Origin of the sequence: Pedobacter borealis DSM 19626 (assembly GCF_000708285.2) — a bacterium.
GTDB classification, from domain to species: Bacteria; Bacteroidota; Bacteroidia; order Sphingobacteriales; family Sphingobacteriaceae; genus Pedobacter; species Pedobacter borealis.
This window is the reverse complement of sequence record NZ_JAUG01000015.1, coordinates 22,602-40,864: the sequence shown is the minus strand read 5'-3', so window position 1 is coordinate 40,864 and position 18,263 is coordinate 22,602. Positions and strand designations below refer to the sequence as shown.

The following is an 18,263-nucleotide window of genomic DNA, read 5'->3' as shown; positions in this document are numbered from 1 at the left end:
AGAACGGTGATGCAATACTTTGGCCTAGCTGGATGGAAAAGCATAATTAATTAAGATATTCCCTTAATCTTTAATTGGTATTTAATTTTTCTTCCAAAGAATGGCAGACCCTTGTTACCCAAACCTGATAGAACCAAATAGCTCCCGATTTTATCGAATATTTTATATTTAAAGGGTATCTAAATCGGGACTATAGGTGATAGCAGGACTGTCGAAACCTAAGGATTACAGGACCCTGCTTTACTAAAAAAAAGCTATAAATACTTAATTTTTATTCACTTAAACCTTAAACATAAAATTTTTATTAAAAATTAATTAACTGATAATGAGTTATTTATGTATTTACTTTAATTTATTTTAGTACTATGTATTGCATGGTAGTATATAAAACATATATCTTTGTTATATGATAGCAGAAAATACGCAAACACAAATGCGGAAGGGAATTCTGGAGTACTGTGTTTTATCAATCATCTCACGGGGCGAAATATATGCTTCGGATATTATTGCCGAATTAAGGACGGCAAAGCTATTGGTGGTTGAGGGAACATTATATCCATTATTAACGAGGCTTAAAAACAATGGTTTGTTAAGCTACAACTGGGTAGAATCTACCTCGGGTCCACCGCGTAAATATTATACCTTAACCGAAGATGGTCGGGGTATTTTATCACAATTAGATCAAACCTGGCAGGAGCTGGCTTATGCTGTAGGTATTTCACAAAAAGGAGCCAATTCATAAATATTAAAAAGGAAATGGAAAAGACCATCATCATAAATATAGGGAACACGATTATTCATATTGAAGAAAGTGCTTACGAACTCTTAAAGGCCTACCTGAACGAAGTAAAACAATATTTTGCCAACCATGCAGATGACCTTGAAATTGTAACGGATATCGAAAACCGGATTGCCGAACTGTTAACCGAGCAATTGGAAGAGCAGAAAAAACAAGTGGTAGATTCGGCCAACGTAAATTCGGTGATTGCGCAAATGGGCAAGGTGCAGGATTTTGACACGGTAGAGGAAGGTGAAGAAGCGCCTGTAATCAATAACAACTATCAATACCAATACACGGAGAAAAAACTGTACCGCGATATGGACGACCGCGTGGTAGCGGGTGTTTGTGCAGGTATTGCACACTATGTAAACGCTGATCCTAAGTGGATTAGGTTGGCTACATTACTGATCAGCTTTGCAGGTGGATTTGGATTGCTGGTGTATGCCATACTCTGGATCATCATGCCAAAAGCCAAATCGCGCATCGAAAGGATGGAAATGAAAGGCGAACCTGCAAATCTTCAGGGTTTCCAAAAGAACTTAGATGAAGAGCTACAGGCCGTTAAGGAACGTTTGGGCGAAGTAAATAAACATGCTCAGCCGATATTTGCCCGTTTAGGGAATTTTATCGGAGAGTTTTTCGAATGGCTTGGCCGCTTTATTTCGGGCACTGGAAAGGTGATTTTTAAGATCATTGCGGGTTTTATCGTTGTGTTTGGCGTACTCTTTTTAATTGCGTTAATTATTGGTACGGCCGCTTTTCAGGGATTTTGGGATGCCAGTATTTACGAATATTTCCCTTTTTCTATTATTAATGAAAGCAATAGGGGAATCATTTTGTTTGGTGCATTTGTAGTGCTTTTTGTGCCGATTTTAGCCTTAGTGTTATTCTCGATCAGGGTAGCTTTTAATAAACAAGCCATTAACAAAACACTTTCTTTTGCCCTGTTAATTATCTGGTTGGCCGGTGTAGCCATTACAGGTTATCAGGCAGCTAAAATATCATCAGAATTTAAGCAACATGCGGAGTTAACACAAACTGTTGATCTGAAGTCTTTTGCTACTTACACCTTAGATATAGATAAAAGTAAGTATTTCACCAAAGAGGATAGTATAGCTTATCATATCGATGCGAACCAGAAAAACCAGATTGTGGTTGATGACCTGGAAGATGGACCATTTATTTCGCCTAACCGCATTCATATCGACATCAACAAAAGCGAAACCGGTGTTACGCGTTTAATACATAAATACGAATCACAGGGTAAAACCTTTCAAAGTGCCTTGCAAAATGCGCAGAACATTAGCTACACTTACGCATCGAAAGATTCGGCTTTGGTTTTTAGTCCAAGGTTTCAGTTGAGGAAAGGAAGCATTTGGCGAAACCAGGAAGTAAGGTTAACTCTAGAGGTTCCGGTAGGTACAATTGTAAATATTAAGGAAGGTGTTTACCGATATACCAATTATTATGGCGATTGTGAAACGGTAAAAGGTGGTGATTACAGTGTTTGGATCATGACAGAAGATGGATTAAAATGTGTTGCGCAATTAAAAGAAGAGGCGCTAAATAAGAAAAAACTGAAAGAAGAATTACTTGATTTAGAATTGCAGCAGAAACATAACCTTACTGATACCATTTATCAGGACTCTGTATCAAACCGGATTAAGGAAGTTAAGGAAGAGTTGGGTATAGCGCCTGAATAATAAGTTCCGTCATTTTGAGATCATACCTATAAGAAAAAAAGCCATGAAAACATTATTTATCCTAGTTGCATGCTTTATGGCATGTGGGGCTTCTTTTGCCCAAAAATTAAATAAACTTACAGGGGAAATTGTTGATGAAAAGACTGTTCCGGTATCGTTTGCGATTGTTAGGGTGCTGAATTATCCTGATACCACCGTGGTTAAAAGCGTATCGACCAATATCGAAGGAGCGTTTACAATTGATCAGTTGAAAAGCGGCGAGTATGTATTGTCGATTTCTATAGTGGGTTTTAAAAGTAAAAAAACTAACCGTTTTTCGCTTAACGAAGACATGAAATTACCTGCTATCACGATTGAAAGTTTAAGCAAACAATTAAAAGAAGTGAGCATTCAGGGCAAGAAACCTTTTATTGAACATCAGATCGATAAAATGGTACTGAATGTAGAGAACAGCATTATTGCAACAGGTGGTACGGCGCTCGAAATTTTAGAGAAAGCGCCGGGCGTACAGTTAGACAGGCAAAATGATCAGATTTTATTGAACAATAAATCGGGTGTAATGGTGATGATTGATGGGAAGAACAACTTTTTATCGAGTGCCGATTTAACGGTTTATTTAAATGGCTTAAGTAGCAGCCAGATTGCTACCATCGAAATTATTACTAACCCATCGGCTAAATATGATGCTGCCGGCAATGCGGGCATCATCAACATTAAACTTAAAAAGAACAAGGCATTTGGTACCAACGGAAGTGTCTCGTCAACCTATCGCAATGCAATAAGGGCTAACTTACCCACCAATATTTACGGATCGGAACTTAACTTCAATTTAAATCACCGTGTAGAAAAGTGGAATTTTTTTACCAATGCAAATGCTTCAAAAAATAATAATTTTTCGAATTTATTTTTAGAGCGGAGCACCAATGCCAATGGTTTACAGAGTATGTTTAACCAGAATTTTCAAAAAATATATACAGGATCGCGGTTAGCCGCAAAACTAGGTGCAGATTATTACGCAGGTGAAAAAACAACCATCGGTATTATGCTTGATGGCAGTACGAATACACGTAAATTGGATAATTTCTCTCAAACCTTTATAAACGAGATTAAGGATGGAGTTGCGGGCAATAATTCGTTAATCCAATATTCTGATGCGAATACCCCAAACAAAAACTATAGTGCAAATTTTAATATCAGGCATGATTTTAAAAAAGAGGGTGCAAGTTTAAATTTTGATGCCGATTATTCTGGCTTTGACTACTCGGGTCTGGAAAATTTTAACACTAACTTTTACGATGAAAAAGGGACTGTTTACAACAATACAATCATTAAAAACGATAGTAAAACAGCCATTGATATTTATGCTGCAAAAACAGATTTTACCTGGCCGCTATCAAAAACTACAAAATTGGAAACCGGTTTAAAAAGTGCTTATGTTAAAACCAATAATGATTTTTTATCGTTGGCTTTGGTAAATAATAAATGGCAAAATGTTGTAGGACAAAGCAATAATTTTATTTACAAAGAAAACGTAAATGCAGCTTATGCAAATTTATCAAAAGATCTGGGCAAGTGGCAAGTTCAGGCTGGTTTACGGGCAGAGTTTACCCAATCTACCGGAACATCTGTAACCAATAATACATCGGTAAAACAACATTATTTATCATTATTTCCAACGGTTTTTGTTAACCAGAAAATTTCTGAGAGTAGTAATCTACGTTACACCTATGGCCGACGGATAGACCGGCCAAATTACCAGCAGTTAAATCCATTTAATTTTTACATGGATCCTTATACCATAGCACAGGGAAACCCATACTTAAAACCCCAGTTTACCAATAATTTTGAGGTGAGTTATAATTATAAAAGCGGATTATTTTTTTCATTGAGTTATGCTAAAACAAAAGATTTAATTTTAGATAGTAAAACCGCACAAAACGATAGCACCAGAATAGTTACTGTAGGCCAAGGGAATATTGGCAGCGGGGAATACTACTCGGCCGGCTTATCTGTTCCGGTAACCATTGCCAAATGGTGGAATTTGCAAAACAATTTTAGGGTTTCTTATAATAAATTTAACGATGATAATTTAGAAGGTGCCCCCTTTGTTTTAAGTAAAGTATTCTACAATTTTAATACTGTAAATTCGATTATTTTAGGCGATAACTGGGCATTAGAAACCAATTTCTGGTTAAACTCACCAAAAGTTAGGGGTTTAGAACGGACCACTATTTATCAGTATGCTTTAAATATAGGTGTGCAGAAAAGTTTCCTGAACAAAGCTTTAAAACTTAAGTTAAATGTTGATGATATTTTTCAAACCAACTACTGGAAAGGAACGCTCGATTATCAAAATGTGAATTTAAGGGTGCAGAATAATTACATCAGTAGAAGGGTGTCTTTCAATATCAGTTATAGTTTTGGTAACCAAAATCTAAAATCAAACCAGGACCGGAAAACAGCGGCGGATGATATTAAGAACAGGGCTGGGGGGTAGTTTTTAGTCCTCAGTCTAAAGTCGGAAGTCTGGGTAGTAAATCCCCAATTAACCAATTTATACAGTTAACCAGTTAACCATTTCAAACAATTAACCAAAAAAAATGAAAAATATAATATACAGTATCGCGATTTTATTTATCACTTTAGGTTACGGATGCCATAATAGTGACGGTTATTTATCAATAAGTGCTACAGATACCAATAGCGATTTCAAATTTGAAGCAAAGTATGCCGAAAATAAAACGGGCAAACTGGAAAAATTCCTGGACAGTGCCTTGAATAATGAACTTCCATTAGATCAGAATATCGACCTGTTTATAAATTTAAACGGTAGCGATAAGTTTAACCTTAAAGCCAAAAAAGGCTGGTTAGTGATCGACTTTGATAAACGGAACAGCTCTTTAGCCGGCTACATGAAAGTAAAAAAGCTTACTGAAGGGATTAGACAGGAATTAACCGAGTAACGTGTTTTAACCGTAAAGATCACAGAGAGAAGGCGCAGAGCGCGCAAAGTTGGGCGGTCTTCGATTAGGCTACCATTGACATACAAAAATCGGGCGTCATTTCGACTGAAGCGCAGCGAAACGGAGAAATCTTTTAACATAGTTCAAAGATCTCTCCACTACGGTCGAGATGACGATTCGTCGCAGCTTATCTTAATGCTTGTGTATTGCTGGCTTTTTTAACCACAAAGCACACGAAGAGAAGACACAGAGGACGCTAAGTTGGGAGACTTTAGACTACGCTCATACTGATAATTTATAAAGAAAAATCTGCGAATATCTGTGTGATCTGCGGGGAACTTGTCGGTAATTTTCTCCCGCAGATTTAAGGTGATGGGCGCAGAAACTAATGCGAACGTTATTCCTGGGTAGGTGAGAATCACGTAGTGTTCAGTGAAGCTAATCTTAATGTTTCCGTGCTTTCTGTGTATTGCTGGCTTTTTTAACCACAACGTACACGAAGAGAAAGCACAGAGGATGCAAAGCAGGGTGGTCTTCGACTATGCTCAGTCTGACAATTTACAAAGAAAAATCAGCGAATATCAGTGTGATCTGCAGGGTACTTATCTAGTAATATCTTATTTCGTAGTTTTAATCGTTCCAAATTAAAAGTCCGCCAATGTTTTCAATGTTTAGTTTTTCGATATCATTTATTTTATCAAGACGTTTTTCAAAATATTGAAGTGGTGTTTTAACTTTTTCAATTGCTTTTTTGAGTTCATGTCGATCAATTGACAGCGTAATTTCTTGTGGTATAGGTTGAAAGGGTTCATCAAATTCGTCAACCGAAAAATCAAATACGATATTGTCGCCATCAAATTTGATCTGTGGGGCAGGGTGTCCTTCGTAATAAGTATTTCGTAGCATTGAAAGTCTGTCCCAATACATGATATCATTTATCCCTCCGCAACATTGAGGAAAATATTTGTCTTGCCCATCAATATTCAAAACATAACCGCCAAAAAATGTTGCAGCCTGTTGTCTTTCATATTTTCCATCTCTCATTTCTTGCGTATGGTCAATGATGAGTTTGGTTAAGTTGTTATCAGTAATTTCTGAGAGTTTATAGAATGGAAAACCTTTTAAATAAGGCGTCAGTTTATCTTTAAAACCCGCTTTTCGAAAGCATTCTTGGTGATAAGCGTTCCAAATTTCAGGATGCTCCCAATAAGGAAATTTGTCTGGTGCAGCTAGCTCCTGATTGTTATATCCGATTTCAATTACTGGTATCAAATCTATGAGCATGCTTATTAATTTAGTTGCCACAAGATTAGGAATTTGGTAGGTTTTTAAGCAATCGGCTCAAGAATTAACCATATAAGAAATTTAAGGAACACATAAGCTAATGCAATCGCTATTCAACCTAGCCAAAAGCTACAAGCCCTCCTCACTAAACCCGACAGTAGCGGAAATCCTTTTTGTTGCCCCCTCAGATAGACTCAGGATAACAGTAACAAAAAGATTGTAGCGAAAGGCGGGGCTGCGTTGCCCGAAAAGCACAGAACCATTCATTTCCAAATCCTTTACTATTTTCAATTGGTTTTCAGTTAAACAACTAAGCTAACCATATAAGAAATATAAGGCCATATAAGTTATAACACCCGAATAATGATCGTGTAGGCAGTAAAATGGAAGATATAATATGGAAGACACTCCGGTAACCATCTTACGGCCAATGCAAATGGTCATAAAAACGCCTTTATATTGTCATGATTGCCCCTCATGCGCGTGGCTCTTCCGTTGTAACTTTATCATCATCAAATCAATAGAAAATAACATGAGAAAGATCAAAATAATGGAACACATCTCGCTTGATGGTGTGATGCAGCACGAAAACAGCGAGGATTTCGCGCATGGTGGATGGACAACACCTTACCGGAGCCCGGAGGGTTTGGCCGTCGTACTAGAGGCACAGGGCACTAACATCGATCTGTTGCTTGGCCGCAAAACTTACGATAGCTGGACCCAGTACTGGCCAAAAGCAGGCGATAATCCGATGGCAAATAGTTTAAATAATGGCAAAAAATATGTGGCCACTCATAGGCCCGACAGCCTCGAATGGGGGCCGGTTGAAGATTTAGGCACTGACATCGTAACGCGTATTCGCGAACTCAAATCAACAGAAGGTCCTGATTTGATCGTATATGGGAGCTCGACGGTGGTTGCTGTGTTATTGGAGCACGGACTTGTTGACGAGGTTGTATTGATGGTATACCCGGTATTGCTAGGCACGGGCAAACGTTTCTTTTCGGACACTGCCGATGCACGCGAACTGGCTTTTGTGAGCACGAAAACTACGCCAACAGGGGTGCAGATGAATACTTATCGGTATGTTGGAGAACTGGGGAAGGGTTAGTTTGTAGCTTGGAGTCAGAAGTTAGGGGTCGGAGGTCCGAGGCTTATAAAAGCGAAAAGATACGTCATTGCGAACCGAAGGCTAGGGGTTGTGAGGTGGCGTGAAGCAATCTATTTGTGGATTAGTCCGAAGTTTGGATTTCTAAAAAGAGAACAAGATGGGGATTAGTTTAGAGTTGAAAGTTTTTTTGGAGCGCAAGGGCTGTAATCCTTAGGGAGGCTTCGGTCCTGCTCGTCCGTTTCACTTCCATCAGGGCTATTTAACCATGGGCTGTACCCCGAAAACAAAGGAAATGAGGGGCAAATCTTTTGATAGTTATCTTTCTTTAAACAAAATCAACCGGAAATCTTGATTATTCCCGGTTGAGTAAGCGATTTCTAACCTTTAGGTTCCGAAATATGAGCATTATTTGATATGGGCAAATTAATCTTTCACTAACCTTACCGCGGCACCTGTGGTTTTACTGTAATCGGTTACTCGCGGTTCGCTGTATTTGTTAAAGTCAAGGTAGTAGGCAAAGCTGTCGCCGCTTGATTTGGTCGTGCTCGACCACCAGTAGCTTAACCATATCCCATACTTGAAAGATTGGCCGCCACCATATTCATCGCCACCTGCACTGCCATTGGTAAGTAAATTGAGACCTGATGAGTTATCGCCATTGCCATGTGCAAATTTGTACGAATCTTTTACGTCCCAGCCGGTCGTTCCACGCATTTTTTTACCTGCTACCTTTTCTCCACCTAAAGCCGCAATAAGGGTTAAAAATTCACTGCTGCTGGGCACATGCCAACCGGCAGGTGCTAAGCCACGGCGATCGGTAACCGCATAAAAGTTGTACAGCTTACCGTATTTCTTTTCATTGCTGCTGTCGAAATTAAGATAACAATAAGCCGGAATTTTTTCTCTACTTACTTTTTCCCATTCTTTTTGGTTGGCTGCATAATAAATCTGTTCGCCGTTTCTATAGGTGTTCACGTTTAAATTGGTGCTTGTCCACACCTGGTTGCCAATTTTTACCGGTCCTGTAATTTCAGGCGAGGCATTATATATTTCTTTTAACTGCGCCGCTTGTGCTGCATTACAGCTCCAAACAAAGTTGGTAGGTTGGATGCCGCCGCTTCTTTTTAAACATTCTTTAGTTGCTATTGCATCGGTCTCTTCTTTGGTTTTTGCTATACCCCAGCCAAATGCGGTACCCACATTACCGTTTATGGTGCGGTAGGCTGCACAGCCTGTACCCGAATAGGTGAGTACAATGCTACAAGATCCGCCACGTTTGTTGCATTCGTCAACCGCTCTCTTCTCGGCTTCTGCCCGGTTTGGCTGATCGAATGAAAAACCATAATAAAAACCATTAGATCGGTCTATAGCCAATGCACCATATTTGGTTTTAACGGGAACAGCCGTTTTGGTTGCCGATTTTTTTACCTGCGCAATTAAATTGGATGTAGTAATCAATAGCACAAGCACTGCCATTAATAGTAGTTTGTTTATTTTCATGCTTTATTGTTTGTTTGTTATTGGCAAATTTCCCTATCACGCTACTGGGCGTCAATACCATTTATTGGGTATATTTTGATGACGGGTAGGGAGAAGTTAGGAGGTAGAAATCTGAAGTTTGGATTTATAAAGGTGAAGAGATTCGTCATTGCGAACTGAAGGGTAGGGGTAGCGAAGTAGTGTGAAGCAATCTAAATTTAATGCTAAATTAAAGCACAAGTCCTGCCTTTGTTTAGGCCAGGGCACAAAGACTTGCGCTAGATTGGTTGATAGGATTTTTGGAGCGCAGAGGCTGTGATACTTAGGCAGGCTTCGGTCCTGCTGTCCGTTTCCCCCGAAGAAACCTGTGAAACAAGCAAGCACACAATAAAAAAGTAAAAACTAGTGCTTAAATCGGGGTCCACTTTCATCAGGGCTATTTAACAACGGACTGTACCCCGAAAACCCCACAGGTATAGTTCTTAGTTACTAGGAAGTGGATTGGATGATTTGTGCATTCACAGTATTTGGCTCATCAAGTTTTTTAATAAAGAAATTGATTTATAATTTAACGGCAGAACAAGTCATGCCGTTGCTAAGGTTGGGCGCTAAGACTTACGCTAGATGGGGAAAAGTTCTGAGGAAAATGGATTTGGATCCGATGTATATATTTGTTCAGAGGGAAAGGATACACATCTTCCGGTAATCAAATTGGTGGCTAGTTTGACCCGAAAAGGAGGGGCACTTTCGCTGAAATATACACCCATTAAGGTTTGTCATAATTTTGCTCAAATAATTGATTTATTTCATTATTTAATTCGATAACATCCTTCTTTTTATTTAACATTACGTACCTACTGTTGTTGCTTTGTGCGCCATGCTTGAATGTTTCTGGACCAAAGTTTTGTTCCATTGCATGTTTGTAAATTTTCCATCGCTGAGTATTATCAACTGGCTCTTCCAAGTGGGTTTCAGGATCGTAGGTATTAGCGCCTATAAATCCAAATGATGCCAAGGGATTTTTCTTCCAAATGCCGAGCATAATTTGAACACAAGTACCGACAATTTTTCTGCACTTGTGTTCATTTGTTAAAATTTGAAACTTTTTTGGATGGGTTTTATATTTTGTCGTGTAGTACTGGACAACATAGAAGTCATTAACATAAAATTCTACTTCGACAATATATCTGTAATTCTCTGTTCTAAAACTATAATACCAAATTCCTTTAATTTGATTTACGTGAAGAGATTTTTTGAAGCCGCTACAATGAATGGGGTAAAAACTTTCAAACACTAAGGAAGAAGATATTTATATCCTTTAATTTGACTATTTCTAACATCCTCATCTCTTCTTAAAACAATACGTGTAACCTTTATCTGTGTAGGTGAAATAACTCTACCATGATGAGTATCTCCTCCAGAAACGCTGTATCGCGCAGCACTTAATTTGAACCCAGTTTTTGCCATGATTTGCTTAATTAATTGTTTTTCTTTTTTGTTTAGATTGCCAAAGTTATACCATTTTTGCAAATTACAATAGCATTTGCAATGATCAAGTACTTGTTCGAAGGTGTGCTGGCACTTATTCTCCTAGTTATGTTCAATCTTATGTTTTTCTGTATGTAAGTATGTATGTCCGGTGCAAATTTTGAATTAAACCAAAATTTTAAGTCGCTAGCTGCATTTTCTGCATCGATTTCGACAACTGAGGCCTTGCGCGCATAAACATCGCTTAAATCAAATATTTTCGCATCTCTATTTGGAGCGGTTCTAAATTGTATTTTTTAAGTAAAAAAAAATGGCGATCATAAAAATTGAGGTTATAACGATTAAATGCCTAGTTTATAGAGCTGTTATAATTTATTTGAAATATTATTTGCAATATAGTTTTGATCATTTCCTCAGCCAGTGAGTGTGTTAATTTATTCTTCTAATTATTAATCCACCTCCGTCAAGCCTAGCTGCTTCTAGTTTATTGAAATCTTCCGAAACTGAAAGTATAAAGCTAGCTGGAATTATATGGCTCTTATAATCAAATCCTTTAGTCAATATATGGATTTTACGATTAGTCGTGTCCAATATAAAATTACTGATATTGTATTGTACGTTCAGTATCTTTAAAGTGCGAGCTTGATCGAAGGTCCACTGGCCTATTCGATCTCCACTTACATTATCATAAACTTCCCAAGTTCCATGAAGCCACATACCGTTTGCATAAGAACTCTGAATATGAATACGCTCTTTCAGAAGTTTAAAATTTTCCAGGTCTGTAGAAACTTTGAGTTCCTGCTCTTTTGCTTGCGTAACGCTCTCTATCTGTATGCTGTTTTTATGGGTTAATTCAGCATTTTTCTCAATTAAAAGAAAAAATTTTTCTTTTAAAGTATTATGCTTTGATAACGTAACTAGTTTTTGCAATTCAACTTTTTTAATTCTGTTGCTATCCAACACTTCAACCCATGCCCTATACCAGTTTATCCCATATTTGATCCAAGGGAAGATAAATGTATAAATGAAAGCGCAGATTAGTGGAACAGTAAACATATTCCACCATTCCTGCTTTGAAGTTATTAAATCAAAATAGCTTTTGTACCCGTCTTTGGCTATGTCATCTTGTTTATAAAAAAATAAACTTAAAGGGATCTGATAATTTGTTATTAGCCAAGAGATAATAAAAGAAGATGTGAATGGATTTGTAATTCTAGATTTTAAATCTTCAATAATATCGGAAAATTCTTTGTTCATGAGACCGCCGTTTAGAATGGCAAATTACTATTTTAACTCTTAGGTGCAAATGATTATCTTGTCGCATAACAAAATCTAATTAAATGTCTCTATTAAAAATAATTGAAACCGGAAAGGTATCAAATACTCTAATCATCCTTATTGTAATTGTAAGCTCAACACTACTGTTTGCAAACCAAGAATTCATAATTCGTCTCAAAATGGTTGAGTTTATGAAGGATTATGGCAAATGGGTTGGGATAGCATTTCTTGTATCGAGTGGCTTTTTATTATTAGTAATTCTCTCTTATCTCTGGAAAGGCCTTTCTGCGATTTGGTATGGATGGAAATACGATAAACTAATTGTCGATAGCCTGAATACTTTAGATCCAGATGAACAGTCAGCTCTCAGAGAATTTATATTTAATGCGTCAACTGTCGCTTTGCCTCTCACAAATCCAGCTGTAGCGAGTTTGGTGAATAAACGAATAATATATCAGGCTAGTAGCCATGGTGGAATGTCATACGGTGAAATATGTTTTAATTACACGATGACCTCAAAGGCCCGCTCAATGCTTAGGTTGCCAATGATTGGTTTACCTAATAAGGACCCTAACGATTTAAATGAGGCTGAAAAATTGTTTATCAATAATAATAGGCCTGCATTTATTTTAAAGTATGCCCGTTGGTAAGGTATTTCCAAATTTATTTTTGACACAAATCCTAAAAAGTATGAACATTAATAATTTTGGTCCATTTAATTCTGATACCTGGGGCAATGTGTCGGACTGGACTATGGTAGTGGTGACGTTTTTCACATTTATATACCTTGTAAGAACATTTTCTGCACAAAGACGATCTATTACAATACAAGATGAGACGTTGCGATTGCAAATTGAATCCCAAAAAATTCAATTTGATCAACTTTCACTTGAAAAATTAAAACATGCAAATGAGGTTATGCCTAAGTTTGTCGTAGAGAAAGGAAACTATCAATTCGAAATCGATGGATCAGTAGATGGCCCCCAATATTTACATGTTTTCTGGTTTAATTTAACACTACATATTTATCACCAATCTGTGTATGCAAGCGATATAACTTTAACGATTCACAAAGATCATAACACTATATATCCTAAAGACACCAAAATGATCTATGAAATCAGTGATATGGTTGCCGAAGAAAAAAAGACTTACAATTTTTTTGGGCAAGGTCAAGCAGGTATCATTGTTCAGAATGATCAGCCACGTAAAGGCTATTTTCAAAGCAATCTTACATTTGTATTGACATATCGTGATCAGCTAAAGAATCAATTAACCCAAGAAATTGAAATTATAATTGGTTCCGAATTTGATGTACTGATAAATTCTAATAGACCAAGGTTTTCTACAATCTAATTCCAATAGTTGCACTAGTGGGCATTTCGGCAAAAATGGCCTCCCGTTCCGCGTTTAACCCGTCACCCTTACTTGCGCAAGTCTTATTGCGCAGGGCAGTGGGATGACTGACTTGTGCATTCATAAAACTTAGCAGTTAATATTTTTACAGTAAATTTAATGTATCGATTTAATTAAGCGCATTCAGGCTTTGCTTAGGCACACTGCTAATAATGCGCTAGGTAGGGAATAGCTGACGCAAATATTTATTTGTATTCAAGGCTGGTGAAGTCCAAATCTCACGGCTTGCCCATCTCTGGTGCCGGGAGTGTATTTGGCAGGAGTTTAAGAATCGTGACGATTTTGTTTTTCATAGCATCTGTGGCTATCCCTTTTACTTCGTATACGAACTTCCCTCTTTTTTATCCTATATTTATTAAACCAGACTCCTTAGCTCAGTTGGTAGAGCAACAGACTCTTAATCTAGGATCGCTAGCCGATTAACATTAGGTCAAAGGAAGTGAAATGTGCGTTTAAAGGGTGTTGAGTGCAGAATATTCAGGCTTTGTGCGCAGTTTATAAATCTGTTAATAGTATCCAAATATACTGCATTTAGCAGTATAATTTAGGGAATTGGCGCACTTTTGGCGCACTGGTTATAAAATGCCATCATCAGCAAAACTGTAATAGTTATAATTAGTAACTATCAGATGGTCACACACCTCGATGTCTAGTAGCTTTCCTCCCAGAGTCAACTTTTGGGTTAGCCTCTTGTCTGCATCACTAGGATTCGTATTAGAACTTGGATGGTTATGTGCCAATATTATTTTACTGCTATTGGTCTTTAAAGCAACCGAAAATATGATCTTCGGATCGGCAAGTGTTCCCTGTACTCCACCCGTAGATATATCAACAATTCCCAATACTCGGTTACTGGTATTTAGTAGAATTACCTTAAATTCTTCTAACAATTCAATCTTACCCAATTGCCAATGCTGCATCAATACTCTGTAAGCATCTTGGGAACTATTGATTTTTGGTCGTTCTGTAATGTTGTAGTTTGATTTGTAGCTTACTTCAACTTCAGCCACTTTAAATGTAGTTTGTTCCTGTACCATAAGATTTTAATTAATTATGGTACAATGGCAAGCTTTAATCGAAACTAAGCAAAGGAGGAACGGATATAAATAGGCTGTGCGGTTGCCACGTGAGCGTTTATGCCGTAGATCCTTTAAGAGTGTTGAGATTACAAGCTTAAATTTGTGTAATGATTAATAATCATATGTAACATCTCGCACGGTCTATAAAACACTCTAATATATACGAAGAACCATTTTTTCTCCTTCTTTTCCCCACTGTACTTGCCACGACTTACCATTTACTTGGTCAAGCAAAATAAAGTTATATGTGTTCGTAGTAGGATAAAGGAAGAATCTGCCATTTTTCTCTTCAGCAGGACTTACCAGAGAGACATCCGAAAGTGTGCTCTCAAATCTATACTTGCTCTCTGTACCCCATTGAACTTGCCACATTTGGCCATTTCTAGTGTTCAGTTTGATAAATGTATACATGTTCCGAGTGGAAAATAGTCGATACACGACAGTGCTGTCTGGTGAAATATTTTGAATTGGAGGTTCCGATGTGCTTTGAGCGCTAGCTGCAATTGATAACAAACCAAGAGTTAGAAAGATGAATATCGTTTTCATCGCATTTAATTTATATGTTAATTAAGAAGCAACGCAATGAATGCATATTGCGTTGCCTCGGGTGTTTATGACGGAATTTCTTTAGGCGTGATGAGGTACAGGCTTAAATTGGTGTTATAGTTGGATAGATATCCAAAGTATTTCTCTATCGATTACCTAGATGGTATAGTTAAAGTAGCTGCTCTTCCCGTAATCAAATACTGTTATCGAATTTCGATTAACAGTTCCATTGAAATGTGAGCCTGTACCGTAATCAAAACCTTTAAACTTAGTTCCTGTTATTGTCAATTGTATATGGTGACTGTTGCCATAATGAAATAAGTTTAGCTTTCCATTTCTTCCGAGCCCTGTAATGTGACAACTCTGGTCGTAATCAAAAACATTTACTTTATCCGCATGAAGTGTTCCGCCAATGCTGATGTGCTTTGACTGACCATAATCGTAAACAGATGACTTCTTTTGGTTGTTTATTATACAGGCTGCGATAAAGGCTATTACTGCCCTAGGGTTTGATTCCATGATTGATGAGTGTTAATAATACCTAAAGATATAAACTTTTATACAACAGAATTTATGATTTGGTAGCATGTACCAAACAACATTTGGCATATACTGAATATACAAGTTCAAAGAATGTTTACAGCAGACACATTTTCCGTTTTGCCAAGGCCATGAGCGACATAGAGTGGAGATATCCCATTATGACAATGAGGGCGATAGGTTAGGCTCATCGACTATCTTAGCTGTTCCACCTATTGCTATCTGCATTTATTAGTTTTGCTGTTGAACTTCATCAGTTAATTGTATTTGCTTTATAATATCACTATGACTCCCTTTGCCTCGGCCATTATAACAAGCGATTAGTTTAAATACCAACCAAACCAAGCTTCCTAATGTCATAAGCATAAATAACGCATGCCATATTTCTTTGGTTAAACCAAGTGAATCTTTAAACTCTGAAGTCAACAAAGTGGTAATAAAAGATATTGAGAGTCCAACAGGTGTAATCCAATCTTTGCTTGCAGCTCTATACTTTTCAGTTTCCATTAACACCAATTTGATTTTATCAACAGTTGTTAATATGAGTTGCTGCTTAACATTCTTGTGTAAAGTTATGTTCTTTGAGAGTTCGTCACCAATATCTACCGACAGGCCTGAACCAACATTATCATTAGATTCTACTGCCATGCCTAAGATGTTTGTTGCGGAAGCTTACCTAAAACACCTAGCGCATGTTGGCTTATAAAGCCGCAATTACTGCAAACAATTGCTATCGAGGGTATGCTTGGTCCTCCAATTGAAATACTTGAGAAGTCTGTTTGCATAGGATTGTTGAAATATCCGTCGGCAAGTACAAATTTATGATTCTTACACATTGGGCATGTAAGTGTAGCAACCTTACTGTTTATTGTTTGTATTAAATTTTTCTTTTGATCTTCTGAGAGCATGCTATCTGAATTAATTAAGTATGAATTTACCTAATTCAAAGATAAAAGTTTATTTGATACAAGCAAAGATCTTCAACTGCGTACCGACATGCGTATGGAACGAGGGTCGTTGCAGTAAAGTTCGCAGAACGATGCAACGATATGTTTGGCTATAAATATGTTTTAATTGCTGTACCTTTATATAAGATGTTAGATAATCAACAACCAGAAGTCTCATCCTTAGATGAAAGCATTCACATTCTTAATGTAATCGATGAAAAATTCAATGATTACTTCGAAGCCCTAACGATGTTGGCGCAGTTCAGCGTGCCAGTAGAAGTAGTTGCACACTTGCATCAATTAACATATGAGCATGGAGTAATCCTGATAAATAGCTATTTGGACGAGCTTCATAAACACTTTAGACCTTCATTAACAAATGAAGAGAATGCCGCATTTTCTCAATATTATAATTTAATTAAGAAGGAAATTAATCGATTTCCCGATATAAAGCGTTACAGAAATAACGTTTGTGCTCATAATCTGCGGCATGATGACAGGAGTATATATTTGTATGGTCACCTAAGAAAGTATAAAGTACCCCAGAATATTGCTGAATTTAAGTTTGTAAAGGATTGTATTAACTTAATGACTCAAGTCGTTAATATTAGTTTTCCTATGTCTTGCAATAATGTCAGAGCGATAGTGGATACTAGATTTGCAAATGATACAACGCCTCACATAAGCAGTTTGCCAAAGGATAAGCTGGAGACTATGGCGTCAGACTTGGTAAACAAATTACGGATTCTTCAGAAAAAATAGGTAATAATAGTTTAAGCGTTGTACAGGTATGCTCACCGCTTGCGAACTGAGAAAATGTGTGAGAACTGGTAGCTGCGCAGCGAAGAGGTTCGATCTATGTTTTATGGATACTTTGTATAGATACAATACAGTATCAGTTTAAATTAGGTAATCTAAAATCCACAAAAGATACATTGCCTGAGCTTAGGATATTTAAAACCGCATCTGTCGTTCTCAAGATCAAATCAAATTGGAACGGCTCGATATAGATGTTTTCTTCGTTTATATAATTATAACAACTGATTGCCCCTTTAACATAAATGTAAACGTCATCAACCAATATATCAGTTATATTTGATACGCTGTCTTCCATAATTACCCAGCCATTATCATAGCGATAGATATTCATTGTAGTTAGGGAAATAGCAATCGTTACCCCATTAAAAATTTTAACTTCAACTAAGTGTTCTGTTGCACCATTAAAGATTATTTCAGAGATGCATGTTGATTGTTTAGCTATTGGTTCCCGTAGTAAAACTATATTGTTTCCTAGATATTTAAGGTAAATTGTGCCTCTTAGTGTAGGGTCCAACACTTTCATTTATATTCCAGATTTAGTAAGTAAAACTAATGAATTGGGCGATAGTATTTCCACTTTCATTTGATCGTTTCGTTGGTAAAATTTGTTTACCCACGTTGTATAAGTTACTCCAGCCATTATACGGGGAGTGCCATTACTGTTGGCTGTTCTATTAATTTTACCTTTGATCGTTTCGCCATTAGAACCCAATTGGATATTTATTTCTTCATTGTCTCCAGCAATTAAGTGCTGATAGGGTTGTCTAATATTAAAAAAGCCTTGATTCAGATAGGCAATGCCTAAATTGATGTAAATTTTCACTTAAAT

The 18,263-nt window shown here is 37.2% G+C and carries 19 protein-coding genes; 8 read left to right on the top strand and 11 right to left on the bottom strand.

Annotation, left to right across the window (positions count from 1 at the left end; genetic code table 11):
* Positions 1 to 406: 406 nt before the first annotated feature.
* The 4 genes from AW17_RS06415 to AW17_RS06400 all read left to right on the top strand — a co-directional run bounded on the left by AW17_RS06415 (position 407) and on the right by AW17_RS06400 (position 5,447).
* A complete protein-coding gene (locus AW17_RS06415; protein ID WP_029275299.1) occupies positions 407 to 742 on the top strand; it encodes a PadR family transcriptional regulator in 336 nt (111 codons plus the stop codon).
* A 14-nt stretch (positions 743 to 756) separates the two neighbouring features.
* Complete coding sequence (locus tag AW17_RS06410) at positions 757 to 2,484, top strand: PspC domain-containing protein (protein ID WP_051691666.1); 1,728 nt, start codon at positions 757 to 759, stop codon at positions 2,482 to 2,484.
* 43 nt (positions 2,485 to 2,527) lie between these two features.
* Complete coding sequence (locus AW17_RS06405; RefSeq protein WP_029275297.1) at positions 2,528 to 4,981, top strand: outer membrane beta-barrel family protein; 2,454 nt, start codon at positions 2,528 to 2,530, stop codon at positions 4,979 to 4,981.
* 103 nt (positions 4,982 to 5,084) lie between these two features.
* Positions 5,085 to 5,447, top strand: coding sequence for a hypothetical protein (locus AW17_RS06400; protein ID WP_029275296.1), 363 nt, complete (start codon positions 5,085 to 5,087; stop codon positions 5,445 to 5,447).
* A 630-nt stretch (positions 5,448 to 6,077) separates the two neighbouring features.
* Here AW17_RS06400 and AW17_RS06395 read toward each other — a convergent pair.
* Complete coding sequence (locus tag AW17_RS06395) at positions 6,078 to 6,752, bottom strand: hypothetical protein (protein WP_209444209.1); 675 nt, start codon at positions 6,750 to 6,752, stop codon at positions 6,078 to 6,080.
* A gap of 529 nt (positions 6,753 to 7,281) precedes the next feature.
* Here AW17_RS06395 and AW17_RS06390 point away from each other — a divergent pair.
* Positions 7,282 to 7,842 (top strand): dihydrofolate reductase family protein, encoded by a 561-nt coding sequence (locus tag AW17_RS06390; protein ID WP_245235014.1) that lies wholly within the window; start codon positions 7,282 to 7,284, stop codon positions 7,840 to 7,842.
* 423 nt (positions 7,843 to 8,265) lie between these two features.
* On the opposite strand, the gene AW17_RS06385 is transcribed toward AW17_RS06390, so the two are convergent.
* The 4 genes from AW17_RS06385 to AW17_RS06370 form a co-directional block, all read right to left on the bottom strand.
* The gene (locus AW17_RS06385) at positions 8,266 to 9,342 is read right to left on the bottom strand and encodes an FISUMP domain-containing protein (protein ID WP_051691665.1); all 1,077 of its coding nucleotides are present in this window, start codon (positions 9,340 to 9,342) and stop codon (positions 8,266 to 8,268) included.
* 745 nt (positions 9,343 to 10,087) lie between these two features.
* Positions 10,088 to 10,615: a hypothetical protein gene (locus AW17_RS06380; RefSeq protein ID WP_029275292.1), complete on the bottom strand. Its 528-nt coding sequence runs from the start codon at positions 10,613 to 10,615 to the stop codon at positions 10,088 to 10,090.
* Positions 10,615 to 10,851: a hypothetical protein gene (locus tag AW17_RS06375; protein WP_029275291.1), complete on the bottom strand. Its 237-nt coding sequence runs from the start codon at positions 10,849 to 10,851 to the stop codon at positions 10,615 to 10,617. The genes AW17_RS06380 and AW17_RS06375 overlap by 1 nt, the downstream gene beginning before the upstream one ends.
* A 387-nt stretch (positions 10,852 to 11,238) precedes the next feature.
* A complete protein-coding gene (locus tag AW17_RS06370) occupies positions 11,239 to 12,066 on the bottom strand; it encodes a hypothetical protein (protein WP_029275290.1) in 828 nt (275 codons plus the stop codon).
* Between the two features lie 83 nt (positions 12,067 to 12,149).
* On the opposite strand from AW17_RS06370, the gene AW17_RS06365 reads away from it, so the two are divergent.
* Positions 12,150 to 12,737, top strand: a complete 588-nt coding sequence (locus tag AW17_RS06365; RefSeq protein WP_029275289.1) for a super-infection exclusion protein B — start codon at positions 12,150 to 12,152, stop codon at positions 12,735 to 12,737.
* 40 nt (positions 12,738 to 12,777) lie between these two features.
* Positions 12,778 to 13,443, top strand: a complete 666-nt coding sequence (locus tag AW17_RS06360) for a hypothetical protein (protein ID WP_157280224.1) — start codon at positions 12,778 to 12,780, stop codon at positions 13,441 to 13,443.
* Positions 13,444 to 14,078: 635 nt separating this feature from the next.
* Here AW17_RS06360 and AW17_RS06355 read toward each other — a convergent pair.
* From AW17_RS06355 to AW17_RS06340, 4 genes are all read right to left on the bottom strand, one after another.
* Positions 14,079 to 14,540, bottom strand: a complete 462-nt coding sequence (locus tag AW17_RS06355; protein ID WP_029275287.1) for a JAB domain-containing protein — start codon at positions 14,538 to 14,540, stop codon at positions 14,079 to 14,081.
* 195 nt (positions 14,541 to 14,735) lie between these two features.
* Positions 14,736 to 15,128: a hypothetical protein gene (locus tag AW17_RS06350; protein ID WP_029275286.1), complete on the bottom strand. Its 393-nt coding sequence runs from the start codon at positions 15,126 to 15,128 to the stop codon at positions 14,736 to 14,738.
* 156 nt (positions 15,129 to 15,284) lie between these two features.
* Positions 15,285 to 15,647: a hypothetical protein gene (locus AW17_RS06345; protein ID WP_029275285.1), complete on the bottom strand. Its 363-nt coding sequence runs from the start codon at positions 15,645 to 15,647 to the stop codon at positions 15,285 to 15,287.
* A gap of 252 nt (positions 15,648 to 15,899) precedes the next feature.
* Positions 15,900 to 16,316 carry a hypothetical protein gene (locus AW17_RS06340; RefSeq protein ID WP_029275284.1) on the bottom strand — a complete coding sequence of 139 codons (417 nt, stop codon included), beginning with the start codon at positions 16,314 to 16,316 and terminating at the stop codon, positions 15,900 to 15,902.
* Between the two features lie 401 nt (positions 16,317 to 16,717).
* On the opposite strand from AW17_RS06340, the gene AW17_RS06330 reads away from it, so the two are divergent.
* Positions 16,718 to 17,377, top strand: coding sequence for a hypothetical protein (locus AW17_RS06330; protein WP_029275282.1), 660 nt, complete (start codon positions 16,718 to 16,720; stop codon positions 17,375 to 17,377).
* Positions 17,378 to 17,510: 133 nt separating this feature from the next.
* Here the strand turns inward: AW17_RS06330 and AW17_RS06325 are convergent, their stop codons facing one another.
* Both AW17_RS06325 and AW17_RS06320 read right to left on the bottom strand, forming a co-directional pair.
* Positions 17,511 to 17,957 (bottom strand): hypothetical protein, encoded by a 447-nt coding sequence (locus AW17_RS06325; RefSeq protein ID WP_029275281.1) that lies wholly within the window; start codon positions 17,955 to 17,957, stop codon positions 17,511 to 17,513.
* Positions 17,958 to 18,257, bottom strand: coding sequence for a hypothetical protein (locus AW17_RS06320; RefSeq protein WP_029275280.1), 300 nt, complete (start codon positions 18,255 to 18,257; stop codon positions 17,958 to 17,960). It lies immediately after the preceding gene.
* Positions 18,258 to 18,263: the final 6 nt, after the last annotated feature.